Annotated in this window: 19 protein-coding genes; 13 read left to right on the top strand and 6 right to left on the bottom strand. The window is 66.7% G+C overall.

Annotated elements, in window-relative coordinates:
• Positions 1–12: 12 nt before the first annotated feature.
• From ACJH6I_RS06445 to ACJH6I_RS06430, 4 genes are all read left to right on the top strand, one after another.
• Positions 13–1296 carry an adenylate/guanylate cyclase domain-containing protein gene (locus tag ACJH6I_RS06445; RefSeq protein ID WP_406783861.1) on the top strand — a complete coding sequence of 428 codons (1284 nt, stop codon included), beginning with the start codon at positions 13–15 and terminating at the stop codon, positions 1294–1296.
• Positions 1296–2066, top strand: coding sequence for an enoyl-CoA hydratase (locus ACJH6I_RS06440; protein WP_406783860.1), 771 nt, complete (start codon positions 1296–1298; stop codon positions 2064–2066). The genes ACJH6I_RS06445 and ACJH6I_RS06440 overlap by 1 nt, the downstream gene beginning before the upstream one ends.
• Before the next feature lie 52 nt (positions 2067–2118).
• Positions 2119–2589, top strand: a complete 471-nt coding sequence (locus ACJH6I_RS06435; RefSeq protein WP_318986490.1) for a hypothetical protein — start codon at positions 2119–2121, stop codon at positions 2587–2589.
• Between the two features lie 86 nt (positions 2590–2675).
• A complete protein-coding gene (locus ACJH6I_RS06430; protein WP_318986491.1) occupies positions 2676–3776 on the top strand; it encodes a ferritin-like domain-containing protein in 1101 nt (366 codons plus the stop codon).
• On the opposite strand, the gene ACJH6I_RS06425 is transcribed toward ACJH6I_RS06430, so the two are convergent.
• Positions 3773–4975, bottom strand: coding sequence for a cytochrome P450 (locus tag ACJH6I_RS06425; protein WP_212814647.1), 1203 nt, complete (start codon positions 4973–4975; stop codon positions 3773–3775). The two genes, ACJH6I_RS06430 and ACJH6I_RS06425, sit on opposite strands and share 4 nt — an antisense overlap.
• 193 nt (positions 4976–5168) lie before the next feature.
• Here ACJH6I_RS06425 and ACJH6I_RS06420 point away from each other — a divergent pair, with 193 nt between their 5' ends.
• Complete coding sequence (locus tag ACJH6I_RS06420; RefSeq protein WP_406783898.1) at positions 5169–8390, top strand: LuxR C-terminal-related transcriptional regulator; 3222 nt, start codon at positions 5169–5171, stop codon at positions 8388–8390.
• Positions 8391–8396: 6 nt separating this feature from the next.
• On the opposite strand, the gene ACJH6I_RS06415 is transcribed toward ACJH6I_RS06420, so the two are convergent.
• Together ACJH6I_RS06415 and ACJH6I_RS06410 are read right to left on the bottom strand one after the other, a co-directional pair.
• Entirely contained in the window at positions 8397–8840 is a 444-nt protein-coding gene (locus tag ACJH6I_RS06415; protein WP_406783859.1) for an OsmC family protein, read from the bottom strand.
• Positions 8841–8850: 10 nt separating this feature from the next.
• On the bottom strand, positions 8851–9468 hold the full coding sequence (locus ACJH6I_RS06410) for a TetR family transcriptional regulator (RefSeq protein WP_244872783.1): 618 nt from the start codon (positions 9466–9468) through the stop codon (positions 8851–8853).
• Positions 9469–9560: 92 nt separating this feature from the next.
• Here ACJH6I_RS06410 and ACJH6I_RS06405 point away from each other — a divergent pair, with 92 nt between their 5' ends.
• Both ACJH6I_RS06405 and ACJH6I_RS06400 read left to right on the top strand, forming a co-directional pair.
• The gene (locus ACJH6I_RS06405) at positions 9561–10034 is read left to right on the top strand and encodes a nuclear transport factor 2 family protein (protein ID WP_029120961.1); all 474 of its coding nucleotides are present in this window, start codon (positions 9561–9563) and stop codon (positions 10032–10034) included.
• Positions 10027–10710, top strand: coding sequence for a hypothetical protein (locus ACJH6I_RS06400; protein WP_212806828.1), 684 nt, complete (start codon positions 10027–10029; stop codon positions 10708–10710). Before ACJH6I_RS06405 ends, ACJH6I_RS06400 begins: the two co-directional genes overlap by 8 nt.
• On the opposite strand, the gene ACJH6I_RS06395 is transcribed toward ACJH6I_RS06400, so the two are convergent.
• Positions 10707–11366: a potassium channel family protein gene (locus tag ACJH6I_RS06395; protein ID WP_406783897.1), complete on the bottom strand. Its 660-nt coding sequence runs from the start codon at positions 11364–11366 to the stop codon at positions 10707–10709. The two genes, ACJH6I_RS06400 and ACJH6I_RS06395, sit on opposite strands and share 4 nt — an antisense overlap.
• A 94-nt stretch (positions 11367–11460) precedes the next feature.
• On the opposite strand from ACJH6I_RS06395, the gene ACJH6I_RS06390 reads away from it, so the two are divergent.
• Complete coding sequence (locus ACJH6I_RS06390; RefSeq protein WP_212806827.1) at positions 11461–12957, top strand: potassium/proton antiporter; 1497 nt, start codon at positions 11461–11463, stop codon at positions 12955–12957.
• An 83-nt stretch (positions 12958–13040) separates the two neighbouring features.
• Here ACJH6I_RS06390 and ACJH6I_RS06385 read toward each other — a convergent pair whose 3' ends face one another.
• Positions 13041–13331 carry a WhiB family transcriptional regulator gene (locus tag ACJH6I_RS06385; RefSeq protein WP_029105464.1) on the bottom strand — a complete coding sequence of 97 codons (291 nt, stop codon included), beginning with the start codon at positions 13329–13331 and terminating at the stop codon, positions 13041–13043.
• Positions 13332–13744: 413 nt separating this feature from the next.
• Here ACJH6I_RS06385 and ACJH6I_RS06380 point away from each other — a divergent pair, with 413 nt between their 5' ends.
• The 3 genes from ACJH6I_RS06380 to ACJH6I_RS06370 all read left to right on the top strand — a co-directional run bounded on the left by ACJH6I_RS06380 (position 13745) and on the right by ACJH6I_RS06370 (position 16500).
• Positions 13745–14569, top strand: coding sequence for a hypothetical protein (locus ACJH6I_RS06380; RefSeq protein ID WP_318986495.1), 825 nt, complete (start codon positions 13745–13747; stop codon positions 14567–14569).
• Positions 14570–14657: 88 nt separating this feature from the next.
• Positions 14658–15236: a sigma-70 family RNA polymerase sigma factor gene (locus ACJH6I_RS06375; RefSeq protein ID WP_138250355.1), complete on the top strand. Its 579-nt coding sequence runs from the start codon at positions 14658–14660 to the stop codon at positions 15234–15236.
• Complete coding sequence (locus ACJH6I_RS06370; protein ID WP_318986496.1) at positions 15229–16500, top strand: anti-sigma-D factor RsdA; 1272 nt, start codon at positions 15229–15231, stop codon at positions 16498–16500. Before ACJH6I_RS06375 ends, ACJH6I_RS06370 begins: the two co-directional genes overlap by 8 nt.
• Before the next feature lie 204 nt (positions 16501–16704).
• Here the strand turns inward: ACJH6I_RS06370 and ACJH6I_RS06365 are convergent, their stop codons facing one another.
• Positions 16705–17109, bottom strand: a complete 405-nt coding sequence (locus ACJH6I_RS06365; RefSeq protein WP_020102483.1) for a DUF5319 domain-containing protein — start codon at positions 17107–17109, stop codon at positions 16705–16707.
• A 143-nt stretch (positions 17110–17252) separates the two neighbouring features.
• Between ACJH6I_RS06365 and guaB the strand changes: the two genes are divergently transcribed.
• Together guaB and ACJH6I_RS06355 are read left to right on the top strand one after the other, a co-directional pair.
• The gene (gene guaB / locus ACJH6I_RS06360; RefSeq protein WP_133427623.1) at positions 17253–18794 is read left to right on the top strand and encodes an IMP dehydrogenase; all 1542 of its coding nucleotides are present in this window, start codon (positions 17253–17255) and stop codon (positions 18792–18794) included.
• Between the two features lie 32 nt (positions 18795–18826).
• On the top strand, positions 18827–19954 hold the full coding sequence (locus ACJH6I_RS06355; protein ID WP_346414607.1) for a GuaB3 family IMP dehydrogenase-related protein: 1128 nt from the start codon (positions 18827–18829) through the stop codon (positions 19952–19954).
• Positions 19955–20014: the final 60 nt, after the last annotated feature.

The raw sequence follows: 20014 nt of genomic DNA, 5'->3' as shown, positions 1-20014 counted from the left end.
TAGTTTCGCCCTGTGGATGCGCAAGCGGTGCGGTGCTGGGTGCAGGAGCGGCATGCCCAGCTTCATATGCGCAAGTGGATGCTGGAGTTCGACGACGCCGACTCCGAACGCGAGTTCCGGGCACATGACGATGCGAACGGCCTCCGGGCGGCGACCTTCGCGCAGGTGGTCGGCGTCCTGTTCACCATCGTGTACGCGGGCGTGGATTTCCTTGTCCTGCACGGTTTCGTCCCCGGTGCGCTGATCGTCCGTACAGTCACCATCGGCATCTTCGTGCTCGGCATCGTGGCGATCCGCCGGATTCGAACGCTCCAGGACCGTCTGCAGGTCGCCGCGGTCGTGGAGCTGACCATCGTCCAGGTGCTGCTCGTCCCGGTGCTTGCCGGCGTCGGCGATTTCCCGACCCAGTACCTGATGACCTCGGCCACCGTCACGCTGCTGGGCGCCGTCGGTCTGTTGCGGCTGCGGATGCACGCCGCCCTGGCCAACACGGTGGTTTTCGTCGTGGTGTGCCTGGAGCTGCCGAGCGCCCGGGGCAACCTGGACGAGCTCGGCACGATGGCACCGCAGATCGCGGGACTGGCCGCGATAAGCGTGCTGATCGCCTATGCGCTGGAGCGGCTGCGGCGCATCGACTTCCTGCGGCAGCGTGAAGTCGAACGGGAGCGGGCCCGGACCGAGGAGATTCTCTACAACGTGCTGCCGGCACCGATCGCGGACCGGCTGCGCGACGGCGCGCTGACCATCGCCGACTCGGCGCCCAGCGTCAGCGTGCTGTTCTCCGACATCGTGGGCTTCACCCCTCTGTCCGAGACGCTGACACCGGAGGAGCTGGTGCAGCTGCTGGACACGATGTTCCGTGCCTTCGACGAGCTCTGCGACCGGCGTGGCATCGAGAAGATCAAGACGGTCGGTGACGCCTATATGGCGGTGGCGGGCCTGCCCAATCCCGACGCGGACCACGCTGCCTCGATGGCCGAGCTGGCCCTCGACATGCAGCGCACAGTCACCGGCCTGTCATCGAGTTGGCCGAGTCCGATCTCGATGCGGATCGGCATCTCGTCGGGTCCGGTGGTCGCGGGCGTGATCGGGCAGCGCAAGTTCATCTACGACCTGTGGGGCGACACCGTGAACACCGCGAGCCGCATGGAATCCAGTGGCCGCCCGCACCGCATTCAGGTGTCCGCGTCCACGCACGCGCTGCTGGCGCACCGCTACGCATTCAGCGACCCGCAGGTGGTCGAGGTCAAGGGCAAGGGACGCATGACGACGTACTTCTTGGAGGGCGCTCGGTGATGAGTGAACCGCTGCTGCGGCGCGACCGCGATGACCGCGGCGTCGTGACGCTGACGCTGAACCGGCCGCAGGCCTTCAACGCCCTGTCCGAGGCGATGCTCACGGAACTGGGGGAGGCGTTCGCCGCGATCACGGACGATGCGACGGTGCGGGCCGTCGTCCTCGGGGCATCCGGCCGGGCTTTCTGCGCCGGCCACGACCTCAAGGAAATGCGCGCCGAGCCGTCACTCGAGTATTACCAGGAACTGTTCGCCCAGTGCACCGCGGTGATGATGGCGATCCAGCGGTTGCCGGTCCCGGTGATCGCCCGGGTGCAGGGACTGGCGACCGCGGCCGGCTGTCAGCTCGTGGCGATGTGCGATCTGGCGGTGGCGAGCCATGACGCCCGCTTCGCCGTCAGTGGCATCAACGTCGGATTGTTCTGTGCAACACCGGGAGTCGCGTTGTCGCGGAACGTCCCGCGCAAGGCCGCCTTCGAGATGCTGGTGACCGGGGAGTTCATCTCGGCCGACGAAGCCAAAGCCCTCGGACTGGTCAACCGGGTGGCGGCGCCGGAAGCGCTCGACGACGAAGTGGAGGCCGTTGTCGCGAGCATCGTCGCCAAGCCTGCCGTCGCCGTAGCGATGGGCAAGTCGTTGTTCTACCGCCAGCTCGAAGTCGGGATCGAAGCCGCCTACGCGGACGCCGGCGCGACGATGGCCTGCAACATGATGGACCCGAGCGCGCTTGAGGGCGTGCTGGCGTTCATCGAGAAGCGCCCGCCCCACTGATGTGGCGGCGTGCGCCAAGAATCCGCCAAGGCCCGCGCACCACGCTGTGGCCATGAAGACCATTCTGATCGCGGCGCTCTCGGTCGCGGCCACCGCAGCATTGCCACTCGCCGCCGTGGCGAACGCCTGTGGCGGTGGCGGCCCGGTGCCGGCCAACCATGAATTCGTGACCCCGTCGGGGAACATCGTGTGTGACATCTACTCCGACGGCACTGGCGTGAATTGCGAAGTGCGGGAACATGCCTGGGTGCAGCCGGCATCCACGATGGGTCCCTACGGCCGGGCCTGTAATTTCAACTTTGGCGGTCTGCAGTTCTACGTCAGCAAGGGCAATCCCGGAAAGCTCGGATGCTACGAAGGCGCGAGTAACTTCACCGCCTCGAACCTCAAGACGCTCGACTACGGCCAGACCTTCACTCAAGGTTCGATCACCTGCACCAGCGAGCTGGCAGGCGTCACCTGCACCGACACAGCCACCGGGCACTTCATCCGCGTCTCGCGTGAGAATTACGACTTGGGCTGAGTGGTTGACGGTTCGGCCGCCCGCGGCGCACTGTGATGTGAGTCATATTTCTATCCGGACACATCGGGGCAGAGAGGCGGCCGCTCGTGACCACGAAGGACAAGTACACGGAAGTGCCCACGCCGTACTCCTGGGACGTGCCGAGCGGCGGCGACGCACGCTTCACCTGGGAATATGACGACGGCCGCGGGCGCCTGCTGAACCTGTACCAGAAGGGCAAGGACAAACAGTGGGACGCCCAGTCGCGTATCGACTGGTCGCTTGATGTCGATCCGATGAACCCGATCGGCCTGCCCGACGAGTTCCACCCGCTGTTCGGCAGCCCGATGTGGGAAGCGGCCGACGAGAAGCGCCGCGCCGAGATGAAGCGCCATTCTCAAGCCTGGCAGTTCTCGCAGTTCCTGCACGGCGAGCAGGGGGCGATGGTGTGCGCGGCGAAGATCGTCGAGGTCGTCCCCGATCTCGATGCGAAGTTCTACGCGGCGACGCAGACCATGGACGAGGCCAGGCACGTCGAGACGTTCTCGCGGTTCCTGCAGGAGAAGGTCGGCCTCGTCTACCCGATGAACAAGAACCTGAACCTCCTGCTGGAGGACACCCTGCGGGATTCGCGCTGGGACATGCCCTACCTCGGTATGCAGGTGCTCATCGAAGGACTCGCGCTCGCCGCGTTCGGGGTGCAGCGCGACTTGGCGGCGCCCGGGTCGTTGGCCAAGCAGGTGCTGGCCTATGTGATGCAGGACGAGGCCCGGCATGTGGCGTTCGGCCGAATCTCGTTGAAGGACTACTACTCCGGGATCACCGAAGCGGAGCGGAGCGAACGCGAAGAGTTCGTCGTCGACGCCTGCTATCTGATGCGGGACCGGTTCCGCGGCGAAGAGGTCTTCGAGACCCTCGGGCTCGACGTCAAGGCATGTGCCGAGTGGGTCGATACCTCGGCGCCCATGATGAAGCAGTTCCGCGCGCATCTGTTCAGCCGAATCGTGCCCATTGTCAAGGACATTGGGCTGTGGGGCCCCAAGGTGCAACAGGCCTTCGCCGACATGGGCGTGCTGGACATGGCCGGCTTCGACATCGAGTCGATGATGAAGGCCGACGAGGATCAGGCCGAGGCGCTCGACAAGGCACACGCCGAAATGGCTGTCCGGGCAGCTGAAGTGGATCAGGTCATTCAGGCGGCGAGCTAGAAACTGCCGAAGGCCACCGGTAGGGTGCTGGGTCCGGTCACGCCCAGCATCGACGGCCACGGGGACGGACCGGTGCGACGGAGGTTCGGCATCCGCTGGGCCATGACCGTCAATGCCTCCGTCAACTCCAACCGGGCAAGGTGAGAGCCTAGGCAGTAATGTGCACCGTTGCCGAAAGCGAGTGTCGCCGTCGAGTTTTCGCGGGTGATGTCGAAACGTTCCGGTTCGGGGAACGCCGCTGGATCACGGTTGGCGGCTGCGGTGTTGACGAATACCAGGGTGCCCGCCGAAATGGGTACTCCGGCGAGTTCGACGTCCTCGGCCGCAAGTCGGGACAGACTGAATCCGATTGGGCGGTAACGCATTACCTCGTCGACCGCCTGTGCGGCGAACTCGGGGTGTGTGCGAAGGAGCGCCCACTGGTCGGGATGGTCGCAGAAAGCGTCGATCGCCGCGCCGAGTTGGTTGCGTGTGGTGTCCGTACCCGCCCCAAGCAGGGCGACAGCGAGCGCCAGCAACTCGTCGTGATCCAGTGCTGCTCCGTCGTCTTCGGCGCGGATGAGGTCGGAGATCACATCATCGGTCAGCTCATGACGGCGACGGGCGACCATGAGCTCCAGATAGGCGTCGAGCTGTTGCCACGCCTGCAGGACGCACGGCCCGTCGGTCGCCAGATTGAATTCGAAAATCTTGCCGATGTCGGCAATCCAGTCGGAGAACAGCCCCCAGTCCTGTCGGGGCGCCCCCAACAGCGCACAGATGATCGGTACCGGGAATGGCCGCGCGATGTCTGACACGACGTCGCAGTGGCCGGCAGTCACGTGCGGGTCGACGACGTCGGTGATGATGTCGCGGACGAGGCCTTGCAACCGCGCGATGGCGCGGGGTGTGAACGCCTTGGCGACCAGCCGGCGTTGCCGGTAATGACGTTCGCCGTCGATGGAGAGGATCAACGAGGAGATCCGTTGCCACAGTGGACCTTCGGTGATGCCCTGGGATTCTGCGGCGGCACGGTGTGCCACGGTGAAGCGTGGGTCGCGTAGTACGGCGCGAGCCAGGTCGTAGCTGAGTATCTCGGGCCCCAACGGGCCGATCGCCACCGGTCCGTGTCGACGTGCGGCGGCGATGGCGCGATGTGCGTCGTCCGGGTTGTGGCACTGCAGGTAGTTCAGCGTGGGCAGGCAGGTATCGATGGTCATGACATCGAGCATCAGCCGCGGACCGGCGCCAACCATCGGGGTATCCGCGCATCTTCTCCGGCGTGGGGGTCGTATACGACCCCCAGGCGCTGCGTTCTACGCCGTTCTGTCGATGTTCCGGCCCCTCCGAGGTCGCAGGCTGATTAGCATGATCGACACAGACGCGGCGCTGTTGAACTGCGGAGACCTGGCTATGGGCGAGCTGATACCGACCGGCACGGTCACGCTGCTGCTTGCCGACGTCGAGGGTTCGACCAGGCTGTGGGAGACGCGGCCAGACGACATGACGGCCGCCTTCGCAAACTTGGACCGCACGCTCGCGCGGCTGGTAGAACCCCACCACGGTGTCCGGCCGCTTGAGCAGGGGGAGGGCGATAGCTTCGTCATCGCTTTCGGTCGGGCCAGTGACGCCGTTGCGTGCGCGCTGGATCTGCAACGGGCGGCGCTCGACCCGATCCGGCTGCGCATCGGTATCCATACCGGCGAGGTGCAGTTGCGCGACGAGTCCAATTACATCGGGCCGACCATCAACCGCACCGCGCGGCTGCGGGACCTGGCCCACGGTGGACAGTCCATCTTGTCCAGTACCACAGCGGATCTGGTCACCGACCACCTGCCGGGTGCGGTGTGGCTGACCGATCTGGGCCGACACTCGGTACGAGACCTGCCTCGTCCCGAACATGTGATGCAGCTCTGTCATCCGGACCTCATCAACGATTTCCCGCCCCTTCGCACGGCCAAACCCGCTCGGGCGCACAACCTTCCGGCGCAGTTGACGTCGTTCATCGGTCGCAGTGCGCAGCTGGCCCAACTGCAGGAGAGCCTCACGGAACATCGGCTGGTGACGCTCACCGGGGCAGGTGGTGCGGGGAAAACTCGTATGGCAGTAGAGATTTCGTCTCAGCTTACCGAGAAGTTCCCGGACGGGGTCTGGTACGTCGACCTCGCTCCCATCACCGACCCGGCGGTGGTCGCGGTCGCCGCCGCGCACTCCATGGGGCTACCTGACCAGCCCGGGCGCTCGATCGTCGACATCATGGTCCGATTCGTGGCGGACCGAGGTGTGTTGCTGCTGCTCGACAATTGCGAGCACCTGCTGGACAGCTGTGGCGAGTTGGCCATGACACTGCTTGCGCGCTGTCCGCAGCTGACGATTCTGGCGACCAGCCGCGAGCCCATCGGTCTCGCCGGCGAAGTGATTTGGCGGGTGCCGTCCCTTGGATTGGCGGATGAGGCCGTCGAGCTCTTTCTCGACCGTGCCCAGCAAGCCCGTCCAGGATTACGGTTGACCGGCGACGATGCCGAACGGGTGCACGACATCTGCCGCCGGCTCGACGGTATGCCGCTGGCGATCGAGCTTGCCGCGGCTCGGGTGCGGGCACTGTCTCTGGGCCAGATCGTCGAGGGTCTGCAAGACCGCTTCCGAGTGCTGACCGGCGGTGCTCGCACCGCGGTGCGCCGGCAGCAGACCCTGCGCGCATCGGTGGAGTGGTCGTTCGGACTGCTCACCGAGCCCGAACGGATGTTGTTCCGCCGGCTCGGAGTATTCATGGGCGGGTTCGACCTGGAGGCCGCGCAGGCGGTATGCGCGACCAGCTCGGTTGAGCAGTACCAGGTGCTGGACCAGCTCGGCCTGTTGGTGGACAAGTCGCTGGTTGTCGCCGACGACGGTGCCGGGGTCATGCGGTACCGAATGCTGGAGACCATGAGGCAGTACGCGTTGGAAAAACTCGGGGAGTCCGGTGAGTCCGTGACGGTTCGAGAGCGACACCGTGACTACTACGCCGGAAAGGCGACAAGAACTGCACCACATCTGGTGTCCGACTGGGCCAATGGCGAATTCGACAACCTCAGGGCGGCCCTGGCATGGAGCCTCGAATGCGCCGATATCGAGACCGCCTTACGGCTGGCGTCTGCGCTACAACCGTTTTGGGTGGCACAGGCGCGATTCCAGGAAGGACTGGCGTGGTTCGACGCAGCGCTGACCGACGAGCCAGGCGACGTGGCTCCTCACACCTGGGCACGTGCGGTGGCTGACCACGCGGTGCTGGCGTTGTGGGGAGTGGCCCCGGTCGGTCTGGAGCGGATCGATGCGGCTTTGTCGGTCGCGCGGCAGCTCGGAGATCCGTCACTTACTGCCGCCGTGCTGAATGCGTGCGGCAATCTCACCGTGGTGGCGACGGAGACCTGCCGAACGTACCTGGAGGAGGCAGCCCGTCTGGCCCAAGAATGCGGCGATCGACGGATCCTCTGCGAGGTCCGGCTCACTCAGGCGCTTGCAGGCCCATTCGGCGGCGATCCAGGGAGCCGCGCTGCGGCGGAAGAAGGCCTCGGCCTCGCCGGTGAGCTGGGAGACCGGTTCATGTCATGGAACATCCGGTGCTGGCTCGGCATCACCTTGTTCACGCTAGGTGAGCTCGACGAGGCTGAGCGAATGTATCGCCCGCTGACGACGGGATCAGCCCCGGACGAGCGCTTCAGGGTTTGTCTCGCCAATATCGGCTTGGCTCACGTTCACGCTTTTCGAGGCAGCCTCGCCGAGGCGCGGGAGTGCAACGACGTCGCGCTCAAAACCTCGGCGGCCATGGGTGGTTGGGCCGAGGATGCCATCTACACGGTCATCGCCTTCACTGCACTGGCAGGTGGCGACGGTCCCGCCGCGAGAGCAGCGTGTGAGACGTGTTGGCAGCGCACCGTGCCACAGCGCGAGCTCTTCATTCGCAGCCTCAATCCGATGGCTGATGCGTTGCTGGCATGTGGTGAACTCGCCGCCGCCCGACGCTGGGCTGACGATACTGTCGCTGTGGTGTCGGGCTGGCACAAAATGGTTGCCCTGCATGCGCGTTCGCGCGTCGCCATCGCCCAGGGGGAGTTGGCACAGGCCGAGCGCGACGCCCACGAAGCCCTGGCGATCGCCGCGCAGACACGGGGATTCATCCGGCTGCCGGACATCGTCGAGCGGCTGGCTCAGCTGGCGGTCTGCGCCGGCGAACATCAATTTGCGGCCCGCCTGCTCGGTGCGGCAGACGCGCTGCGTCAGCGCAATGGCATTGTGCGCTATCAGATCTACGACCACGAGGTTTCCGATGCGCAGGCGGCGGCGCGGGACATGCTCGGCGACGCCGACTTTCAGTCGGCGTGGCACGAGGGGGCGACGTTATCAGCCGATGAGGCCATTGCGTTCGCCCAGCGTGGTCGCGGCACCCGCAGGCGGCCAGCGAGTGGGTGGGAATCACTCACTCCGACCGAGCGTGATGTCGTGCGTCACGTCAGTGACGGCTTGTCCAACAAAGATATTGCGGCTCGGCTGTTTATGTCGCCCCGGACGGTGCAGACTCACCTCACGCACGTGTACGCGAAGTTGGGGCTCGAGTCGCGGGTTCAGTTGGCGAAGGAAGCCGCGCGGCACACCTGAGCTGGGTCAGGCCTTCAACGAAGTTGACACGTGCACCGACGAGGTCAGCGTCCGGTGCACGGGACAGCGTTCGGCGATGGCCAGTAGCTTCTCCCGTTGATCGTCGTCGAGGTCGCCGATCAACTCGATGTCACGATCGATGTGGTCGACCATGCCCTGTTGCGTCTCGCACTCGGCGCAGTCTTTTGCGTGAATCCGCGAGTGCCGCAACGACACCCGCACCTGCTCGAGAGGCAGCCCCTTCTTGGCGGCGTACATCCGGATGGTCATGGAGGTACACGCGCCCAGGGCCGACAGCAGGAGGTCATAGGGGGACGGTCCCGCATCGTCGCCGAACGGGCGTGGCTCGTCGGCGATCAACCGGTGCCCGCCGGCGATGATCTCCTGCGTGTAGGTCCCCGCGCCGCTCTCGACGACGGTGACGGTGCCTTCGGGCGATGGTGTTGTCATGCCGACAAGGCTAACGGGGGGCCTCGGACAACGGGGCCAGGATCAACCGGCAGGCCAGTTGGATTTCATCTTCGGTCTCGTCGGCGGAGATTCGCCCGTTCATGCTGGACTGCAGGATGCCGTGCCACGTGTGCTGGACCAGTCGCATCAGCGAAATATCTTGCGGCCCTGGGTCGTCCACCCCGCAGATGGTCAGCAGCATGCTGCGGACCTGGCGGTCGATGTGGCCGACCTCGGCCACGGCCGTCGCATCGGCGGTATTCAGCGAATTGAGCATGGCGGCGGTCAGATGGGGTTGGCGCAGCATCGGGCGGGTGGCGCGCGACAGCACGTCGAACACGCGGTCGGCCGCGGTGCCGGCCGGCGCCTTGCGGCGGTCGATGCCCTCCTGCATCCGGTCCACCCGGTCGGCCATGAGACCGACGAACAAGTGGGTCTTGGACGGGAAGTAGCGGTACAGCGTGCCGAGCGCGACGCCGGCGGCGCGGGCGACTTCGTTCATCTGGACTTGGTCGGCGGGCTTCTGTGCGGCGAGGGCTGCGGTGGCCTTGAGGATCGCGTCGCGCCGCTGCTGCTGCACGGCGGAGCTGGGCTCGGCGGCCGGGCGGGGTTCGGCGATTCTTGCCAAGGTGCAGCTCCTTTTTGGGTCTGGAGCGAATTCTAGTTGTTCGGTAGAGTCCCGAAACTGAAATTGATTCTAGTTATCTTGGAGGTCTGGACATGCCACGCTTCACCCGCGACGAGCTGATGGCCGCGCTCGATCACTACACCAAGGTCGTCGAGGTCTGTTCGAGCACGGGGGACTGGGCGCCGTTCGCCGATCTGTTCACCGAGGACGTCCACTACATCGAGCACGCCTACGGTGAGATGCACGGCCGCGAAGCGGTGCGCGAATGGATCGTCGGCGTCATGAAGCCGTTTCCGCACATGCGATTCCCGCACACCTGGGTCGCGATCGATGAGGAGAACGGCGCGATCGTCACCGAGATCATCAACGCCCTCGACCACCCGACCGAGCCGGGCAAGGTGTTCGGTTTTCCCAACATCACCCGCCTCGTCTACGCCGGCGACAACCTGTTCTCCTCGGAGGAGGACGTCTACAACCCGGTCCGGGACGCGCCGCGTGCCGTCGGTGAGTGGCTGCAGGCCGGCGGTGTCATGCAGGCCGAGCCGATGGCCGCCAAGCATGGCTGACGGCGTGAAGCTCATCTACGCCCTGTGGGGCTCGGGTCTGGACACCGCCCTGCATTCGACGCAATTGCACGTGCTGTTGCAGGCGGCGGGCGTGAACCGGTTGCAGATCAACGTCGACGATGCCGACGTCGAGGCCGCGATGCTGCGCATCACCACCTTCGACAACCCGGTCCCGGCGGTCGTCAGTGTGTGGGCCGACGCCGGTGTCGACCCGGACCCCATCTCCGATCTGCTGGCCGCGATCTCGCAGCGCAGCGCCGGCTGGGAGGTCGAGGAGACGGTGCGGCTGGAGCCGCCCGTCGTGGAAAACGGGGTCCGGACAACGGCATTGGCGCAGCTCGGTTTCCTGCGCATCCCGGCGGACCTCGACCCGGCCGACTGGCTCCAGATCTGGCAGGGGCAGCACACGAGCGTCGCGATCGACACCCAGGACACGTTCGGTTACGTGCAGAACCGCGTCCTGCGGACGGTGCACGGCACCGAACGGGTCGACGCCGTCGTCGAGGAACTGTTCCACATGGCGGCCATGACGGACGTGCACGCGTTCTATGGCAGCGGGGGAGACGATGCGGAACTGCAACGGCGGATGACGCTCATGGTCGAGAGCGTGATGCGCTTCGGCGCCCACACCAACCTCGACTCGGTGCCGACGAGCAGGTACTGCTACGCGCTCTAGGCACCGTGGATGAGGTCGTGGATGTCGCCGTCGACGGATTCGTCTGCGACGAAGAGCAATTCGTCGCCGTCCTCGAAGTGGTCCCCGGACTTGGGCACGATGATCCTGCTGCCGCGCTGCACCGTCACCAACAGGGTGTTCGGCGGCAGGGTCATGTCCCCGATGGTTCGCCCGATCAGCGGGCTGTCCGGTGGCAGCGTGAACTTCGTCAGGTTCGCGTGCCCCTGACGTAGTCCCATCAGCCGCACCAGGTGGCCGACGTCGATGGCGCCCTCGACGCCGGCGGCCATCGCGTGCGGCGTGGACACCGCGACGTCGACACCCCAGTCGTCGGTGAACAACCACTCGTTGGCGACGTTGTTCACGCGCGCGACGACCCGCGGCACACTGAATTCGGTTTTCGCCAACAGTGCCATGGCGAGGTTCGCCTTGTCGTCACCGGTCGCGGCGATCACGACGTCGCACATCTCGATGCCGCATTCCTCGAGCGCGGCCACCTCGCAAGCGTCGGCCCACAGCCAGTCGGCCTCGGGGACCGTTTCCGGCTCGTACTTGCGAATGTCGCGCTCGATCAAGAGGACCTTGTGCCCGTTGGCGACGAGTTCCTGTGCGACCGACCGGCCGACCGCGCCGGCGCCGGCGATCGCCACGCGCATGCCCCGGGTGCTCACGCAGCCATTGTCGCCTACCGCGTCCCGCAGCGAGTTCCCAGATACATTTGCTTCGGCCGCACACCGGAATGGGGGATTGATGACGCTCGAGCAGCTGAACCGGGTGCTGCTCGTCGGGGCGCTGGTGTTGTTGGCGAGCATCGTCGCCACGCGGCTCGCGACCCGCGTCGGCCTGCCCAGTCTGCTGCTGTTCCTCGGCCTCGGTGTGCTCGTCGGCGAAGACGGCATCGGGCTGCGGTTCGACGACGTCGCCCTGGTCCGGGACCTGGGGACCGCGGCGCTGGCGATCATCCTCATCGAGGGTGGTCTGACCACCAAGTTCAGCGACGTCCGCAAGAGTTTGGCGCCGGCGGCGGTGATGGCCACCCTCGGCGTGGCCGTCAGCACAGCCGTCACCGCGGCAGGCGCGCATCTGCTGTTGGGCATGGACTGGCAGCTGGCGCTGCTGCTGGGAGCCATCGTCTCGTCGACCGACGCCGCCGCGGTGTTCTCCGTGCTGCGGGTGCTGCCGTTGCCCAGACGGCTGGCGGGTCTGCTGGAAGCCGAGTCCGGTCTGAACGACGCCCCCGCCGTCATCCTCGTCCTGATGTTCAGCGTGGTTCCGCTGGCCTTCCATCCGGCTCACGGGCTGGTCGACCTGGTCTACGAGCTGGCGGTCGGCGCGGCGATCGGCCTGCTGTGCGGGTACCTCGGTGCCGTCACGCTGCGCCGGATCGCGCTCCCGGCGTCGGGGCTGTATCCGCTCGCCACGTTCGGGCTGGGCACGGTGGCCTTCGCGGCCTGTGGGGTCACGCACGCCAGCGGATTCCTCGCGGCCTACCTGACCGGTCTGGTGCTCGCGAATTCCGGGCTGCCGCACCGCGCGGCCACCCGGTCGTTCGCCGAGGGTCTGGGTTGGCTGGCCCAGATCGGGCTGTTCGTCCTGCTCGGCCTGTTGGTCACGCCCAGCCAGCTCGGTGACGACCTGGTGCCGGCCGTCGTCATCGGCCTGGTGCTGCTGCTGTTGGCCCGGCCGTTGTCGGTGGTGTTGTCGCTGATCGGCTTCCGGGTGCCCTGGCGGGAGCAGGCCTTCCTGTCGTGGGCCGGACTGCGCGGTGCGGTCCCGATCGTGCTGGCCACCTACCCGATCGTCACCGGAGTGCCCGATAGCCAGCGGCTGCTGAACATCGTGTTCGTGCTGGTGGTGGTGTTCACGCTCGTGCAGGGGCCGAGTCTGAAGCCGATCGCGCACCGGCTCGGACTGATCCGCCGGGACGTCACCCGCGAGATTCAGGTGGAAGCGGCGCCACTGGACGTGCTCGACGCGGAATTGTTGACGCTGACAGTGCTGCCGCAGTCGCGGCTGCACAACGTGACGGTGCTGGAACTGCGGCTGCCCGACCCGAGCGTGATAACCCTGATCATCCGCAAGGGCAATACCTTTGTGCCGCAGCCGGACACGCGCCTGGAAGCTGGTGACGAGCTGCTGATCGTCAGTACCAGCACCACCCGTGAGGCCACCGAGCGCAGACTGCGCGCGGTGAGCCGCCGCGGGAAACTTGCCTATTGGTTCGATGAATACGGTGAGCCGGACTGACGGCTGCGACTACTGCGCCGAAAACCGCATGCCGGCGAACGTTCGAGGAACGCCTGCTGGGATGCGGTTTCGGTGGAGATGGACTACGACGCGCGGCGAATGCCCCGCTTGAGCAACAGTTCGCGCTCGCCTTCGCTGAGCCCGCCCCAGATGCCATACGGTTCGCCGACGGCCAGGGCGTGCGACCGGCATTGAGTGATCACAGGGCAGGCCCGGCACATTTCCTTGGCGCGCATTTCACGCTGGGCCCGAGCCCGGCCGCGCTCGCCATCGGGATGAAAGAACACCGCTGAGTCGACGCCACGGCAAACGCCGTGCATCTGCCAATCCCACATATCGGCGTTGGGTCCGGGAAGCTGCTGAGGCTGTGGCATTGGGAACGACTCCTCCCCGCGCATCCATTTTGGAAATCTGTGGATACGCGTTGATCTGCAAATGACCCGAGAACTTGTCGCCGATGACAACTCGTGCACACAAAGTAGAAGGATTCGGCAAATTCCGTCAATAGCCACGCTCTGTGCGAAACCCCATAAGCGCAGGTCAAGAATTTACATCACGTTCATCTGCGCGATGCCTTGGAAACGAAACGAGTGGTGGCGATATTGTCGCAAGGTACCTGTTTCGGCAGTTCGCGACAGTTCGCCACGTTTGTCGATATGTGGCGGAATTGGAAGTCGTTGACATGTTGTTAACACGGCCAGCATTAATTATTAACCAAAGCTCTCGAACTCGCACGGCGAGAGAAGGCGGTCACGCGAAGGAGCGGCATTGATACCGTGCTGACTCGATGACCGCAACCGGTACCAGGACGGGCACTGTCGACCCGCCAGCAGTCCGTCTGTACGACGCCGCTTTTGGCAACGACCTGCCGTGGTGGCCGCTGCCCGCGGCGCACTCGGCCGGCGAACTGTGGCTGCGCGCCGTGGCTGCGGGCGGTCAGGGTCGATATGCCGTCGCCACCGCCGATCTCGACGCCGTGGCCCGGTGTGGTCGCGGTCCGTTGCTGTCGCTGGCGCACAGCACCCGTGCGTCGTTTCTCCGGCAGCTCGGCTGGCATCGCCTCGCCCGGGTTGCCGACGGGCGGGCGTGGGCCTTGGTCGCCCATCGGCGCGATGCCGCCGAGGCGCGGGCTGACGCCCTCGTCGGTCTGGCCGCCGATGCTCTCGGGATCGGCCGCTTCGCGGTGGCGCAGCGGCTGCTCGAGCGGGCCGCGGTCGACACCGACAACAGTGGGGTACCGCGTCAGCGGGTTCGGCTGGCCTGGGTCAGTGCGGAGTTGGCCATGGTCAGCGGTCGTGGCGAGGACTCCGTCGCTCATGCCGAACGCGCGCGGGAGCTCGTCGCTGACCTCGGTTCGCCGCGCCACGCCGTGAAAACCGACGTCGTGTATTCGGCGGCGCTGTGCAGCGCCGGCCGGTTCGACGAGTCCCGGCGTCTCGCCGACGCCGCGCTGGAACGCACGCAGCAGTTCGGGTTGGTGCCGCTGACCTGGGCATTGGGCTGTTTGTTGAGCGATATCGGGAGCGCCGGGCACAGCCCGGAAGCGATGGCAGAGATCCGTGACGCGGCGGCCGCCACGGTGCGCGCACGCGGCGGCCGATGGGCGGGATGAATCTGGTAGCTCACACCAGTCATTACTGTTGTCCTGACATACCAACCACGGCACTGCCTCGTCCGTAACGCTGGAGATTGCGCCCACGATGACATTTTCGGGAGATGGTCTCGATGCTGTCGTTGCTGATGCAGTTGCCGGCAATCGCGACGCGCTCCGCAAGGTGCTGGAAACCATCCGCCCGATCGTCGTTCGGTACTGCCGTGCGCGCTTCGGGGTCGGCGAGCGACAGGGTGTTTCCGCAGACGATGTGGCTCAGGAGGTGTGTTTAGCTGTGATCACGGCGCTGCCGCGGTACAAGGACCAGGGACGGCCGTTCCTGGCTTTCGTGTACGGCATTGCCGCTCACAAGGTTGCTGACGCGCATCGTGCCGCCGGCCGCAATCGCGCTGAAGCCACCGACGATCTGCCGGACCGCCCCTCGACCGAGCTGGGCCCCGAACAGTTGGCCATTGACGCCGACTCGGCGGCCCGAATGAACCGCTTGCTGTCCGTGTTGCCCGAGAAGCAGCGCGAAATCCTGATCCTGCGCGTCGTCGTCGGCATGAGTGCCGAGGAGACCGCGGAGGCCGTCGGCAGCACCGCCGGCGCGGTCCGCGTCGCGCAGCACCGTGCGTTGGCGCGGTTGAAGACCGAGATCGGTTCGACGGAGCGCGGCCATGCCTGACTCCGGACAATGGTCGCCGGGCGGCGGCGACCCCTCGCTCAACGAGATTCGACGCGTCGACCGCTTCTTCGACGCGCTCGCCGCAGACCAACACGCCTACTCGACGGATTCCACGGAAGCCGAGCTGGCGTTCCTGCTCGCGGACTGGCGCGACAGCATCCGCGAACCCGCGGTGACGACGCCCGTCACGGCCCGCGACGCGGTCGCCGCCCTGCAGAACGGGTTGCACCGCAAGGAATCTCGGACATCGCTGACCATCGTCGGCTCGGTCGCGGCCGCGCTGCTGTGCCTCGGTGGCTTCGGCACCGCGATCTACGCCGCTGGGCCCAACTCGTCGCTGTACGGCTTGCACACGGCGATGTTCGGCAGCGACAAGGCCAGCCGCGACGACCAGGTGATGCTGGCCGCGCAGACCGAGATGCAGCAAGTGCAGCAGCTGATCGACAACGGCCAGTGGCAGCAGGCGCAGGAGAAGCTCCAGGCGCTGAGCCCGACCGTGCAGAGCGTCGACGCCCCGGAGCACAAGCAACAGCTGATCCAGCAGTGGAATGCCTTGACCTACAAGGTGGTTGAGCAGGACCCCGCCGCGACGCTGCCGCCGCCGGGAGAGCCGATGCCGGTCCTGCCGTCGTCGCCGCTGACCCTGTTGCCGGTGCCGGTGGTGGAGACGACGTCGTCGTCGACCTCGTCGTCGACCTCGTCGTCCAGCACGTCGACGACCACATCGTCGTCCACGTCGGCCACCTCGACCGACGCGTCCGCGACGTCGACCAGTCCGTCGACCTCGCCCTCGGAGCCGACGAGCACGTCGGCCTCCTCGAGCGCCACGTCGCCGACCGAGACGACCAGTTCTCCGTCGCCGAGCAGCTCGACCGTCACCTCGTCTTCGGTTTCGACGGCCACCTCGGTGCCGTCGAGCGCGACGGCGACGGGGACGTCGCCTGCCACGGTGCCCTCGAGCGAGCCCGTCGTCACCAATCAGCCCACGGCGACGGCCACGCAGTCGGCCACGGTCGCACCGTCGACTGTGGCATCGCCGACGCAGAACCCGGCGCCCGCGCAGACGGTCACCACCGTCGCCCCGACTGTCACAGTGCCCTCGGTGACCACACCTGCACCGACAGTCCCGGCAGTACAGCCCACCGTGGCGCCCTCAACCAGGGAAGTGCAGCCGGAGCCGACGCGCGAGCGGTCAGTCGTGACGACGACGCAGGCCCCGTCGGGGTCGGGATCGGGATCCGGATCGGGCCACGGGCAGCACTGAGGTGATGTCGCGGTCGTTCGGCCGTTGAGCCTGTAGTGAGGGCGCTGGTTACTCGGCTTTTTGTGCCCTGAGTGCAAGGTCAACGCAATTCGGCTGGGTTTGGCCGTTGAGCCTGTAATAGCGGTGCTGCCTACTCGGCATTTTTCGCCCTCAGCGGAACATCAACGCAGCCAGACGTGACATCCAGCACGTCAACAGAAAAAATCAGCGGTAGCCGTCGTGCTCGGAGGTCGCCTCATTGAGCGACGCATCCGCATAACCGCGGCAGTAGTCCCACGTCACGTAGGCATCAGGCTCGGGATCGTAGGCCGGCTCGTGGGGGCGGACGGTGCCGTCGACCAGCAGCTGCAGCAGGTTCGCCCGCAGCATGTCCCAGTCGTGGTAATGGTCCTGCTGACACTCGTCGCAACAGACGACGAGGCCGCGAATGCCCTTGTGCGCCAACAGTGTTTCGTACACTGCCAGATCAGCGAGATCGGCCTCGACGGCCATGCGTTCCTGCGGGTCCAGGGGTTGTCCGGGCTCCAGCGCATCCAGAACGGCCGACGGGTCCATGGGATCGTCGGCGAACGGGTCGGGTGGCAAGCCCGGCGGCAGGTGGTCACGCACAGGTCCACCCTACTTATCACCCCCGACCATGCGCCAGCCGTTACCCCGGCGAGCCGCCACCGAGTGGAGTTCGTTGCAGGCAGTCTGGGCCGATAGGATGGCTTTTTAGTTCCACGACTGTGTCTGCCCTGGAGGCCCCACCCATGTCGATCGCTGAAAGCAGCGTTCCCATCTCCGTTCCGGTGCCGACCGGCGGTGACGATCCGACCAAGGTCGCGATGCTCGGGCTGACCTTCGACGACGTCCTTCTGCTGCCCGCGGCGTCCGACATCATCCCGGCGACTGCCGATACGTCCTCCCAGTTGACGCGCAACATCCGGCTCCGGGTGCCGCTGGTCAGCTCGGCGATGGACACCGTCACCGAATCGCGGATGGCCATCGCGATGGCCCGTGCCGGCGGTATGGGCGTGCTGCACCGCAATCTGCCGCTGAGCGAGCAGGCCGCGCAGGTCGAGACCGTCAAACGGTCCGAGGCCGGCATGGTCACCGACCCCGTCACCTGCTCGCCGAGCAACACCCTGGCCGAGGTCGACGCCATGTGCGCCCGGTTCCGGATCTCCGGCCTGCCGGTTGTGGACACGTCGGGGCAGCTCGTCGGCATCATCACGAACCGCGACATGCGCTTCGAGGTCGACCAGGACAAGGCCGTCGCCGAGGTCATGACCAAGGCTCCGCTGATCACCGCCCAGGAGGGCGTCTCGGCCGAGGCCGCCCTGGGCCTGCTGCGCCGGCACAAGATCGAGAAGCTGCCCATCGTCGACGGCCACGGCAAGCTCACCGGGCTGATCACCGTCAAGGACTTCGTCAAGACCGAGCAGTTCCCGCTGGCCACCAAGGACAGCGACGGCCGCCTGCTGGTCGGGGCCGCGGTCGGCGTCGGTGACGACGCCTGGACCCGCGCCATGACGCTGGCCGACGCCGGCGTCGACGTTCTGATCGTCGACACCGCGCACGCCCACAACCGCGGCGTGCTGGACATGGTCGCCCGCCTCAAGAAGGCCGTCGGCGAGAAGATCGAGGTCGTGGGCGGAAACGTCGCCACCCGGTCCGCCGCCGCCGCGCTGTGCGAGGCCGGCGCCGACGCCGTCAAGGTGGGTGTCGGGCCCGGCTCCATCTGCACCACCCGCGTCATCGCGGGGGTCGGCGCCCCGCAGATCACCGCCATCCTGGAGGCGACGGCCGCGTGCCGCCCCTACGGCGTGCCGGTCATCGCCGACGGCGGCCTGCAGTACTCGGGCGACATCGCCAAGGCGCTGGCCGCCGGCGCGTCGACCGCCATGCTCGGCTCGCTGCTGGCCGGTACGGCCGAATCGCCGGGTGAGCTGATCTTCGTCAACGGCAAGCAGTTCAAGAGCTACCGCGGCATGGGCTCGCTCGGCGCCATGCAGGGTCGCGGTCAGGGCAAGTCATACTCCAAGGACCGCTACTTCCAGGACGACGTGCTGTCCGAGGACAAGCTGGTGCCCGAGGGCATCGAGGGCCGGGTGCCGTTCCGCGGTCCGCTGTCCACCGTCATTCACCAGCTCACCGGCGGTCTGCGGGCCGCCATGGGCTACACCGGTTCGGCCACCATCGAGCAACTGCAGCAGGCGCAGTTCGTGCAGATCACCGCGGCGGGCTTGAAGGAAAGCCACCCGCACGACATCACGATGACCGTCGAAGCACCGAACTATTCCTCGCGCTAACTGACAGGGAAGTCAAAGAACACATGCGTGACATGGTCGAAATCGGCATGGGCCGGACCGCTCGTCGTACCTACGAACTGGACGACATCAACATCGTGCCGTCGCGGCGCACCCGCTCCAGCCAGGACGTTTCGACGGCCTGGCAGCTGGACGCCTACCGGTTCGAGATTCCGGTCCTGGCGCACCCGACCGACTCGCTGGTGTCGCCCGAATTCGCCATCGAGATGGGCCGCCTCGGTGGCCTCGGCGTGCTCAACGGTGAGGGCCTGATCGGCAGGCACCGCGACGTCGAGGACAAGCTCGCCCAGGTCGTCGAGCTGGCGGCCAAGGAAGACGACCCGTCGGCAGCCGTTCGGCTGCTGCAGCAGCTTCACGCGGCCCCGCTGGACCCGGAGCTGCTCGGCGCCGCCGTGGCGCGTGTGCGCGAAGCCGGCGTCACCACCGCGGTGCGCGTCAGCCCGCAGAACGCCCAGGCCCTGACGCCGACGCTGGTGGCGGCCGGCATCGACCTGCTGGTCATCCAGGGCACCATCATCTCGGCCGAGCGGGTGGCGCAGGACGGTGAGCCGCTCAACCTCAAGACCTTCATCTCCGAGCTGGACGTGCCCGTCGTCGCCGGTGGCGTGCTCGACCACCGCACCGCGCTGCACCTCATGCGCACCGGCGCGGCCGGCGTCATCGTCGGCTACGGCTCCACCTACGGCGCGACGACCAGCGACGAGGTCCTGGGCATCAGCGTGCCGATGGCCACGGCGATCGCCGACGCCGCCGCCGCCCGGCGCGAATACCTCGACGAGACCGGCGGCCGCTACGTGCACGTGCTGGCCGACGGCGACATCCACACCTCGGGTGACCTGGCCAAGGCCATCGCCTGCGGCGCCGACGCGGTCCTGCTGGGCACCCCGTTGGCCGCCGCCGCCGAAGCGCCTGGTGAGGGCTGGTTCTGGCCGGCTGCCGCCGCGCACCCGTCGCTGCCGCGCGGCGCGCTGCTGCAGGTCGCGCTGGGTGAGCGGCCGTCGCTCGACCAGGTTCTCAACGGCCCGTCCGACGACCCGTTCGGCTCGGTCAACCTGGTCGGTGGCCTCCGCCGGTCGATGGCCAAGGCCGGGTACTGCGACCTCAAGGAGTTCCAGAAGGTGGGCCTCACCGTCGGTAGCTAGTACCGGCGGTAGCGAGTTAGGCATACCTTGGTAGCTGGTTACCGAGCGGTAGGTCCATAC

Source organism: Mycobacterium sp. SMC-13, from assembly GCF_045311035.1.
Classification (GTDB): domain Bacteria; phylum Actinomycetota; class Actinomycetes; order Mycobacteriales; family Mycobacteriaceae; genus Mycobacterium.
This window is presented reverse-complemented; position numbering and strand designations above follow the sequence as displayed.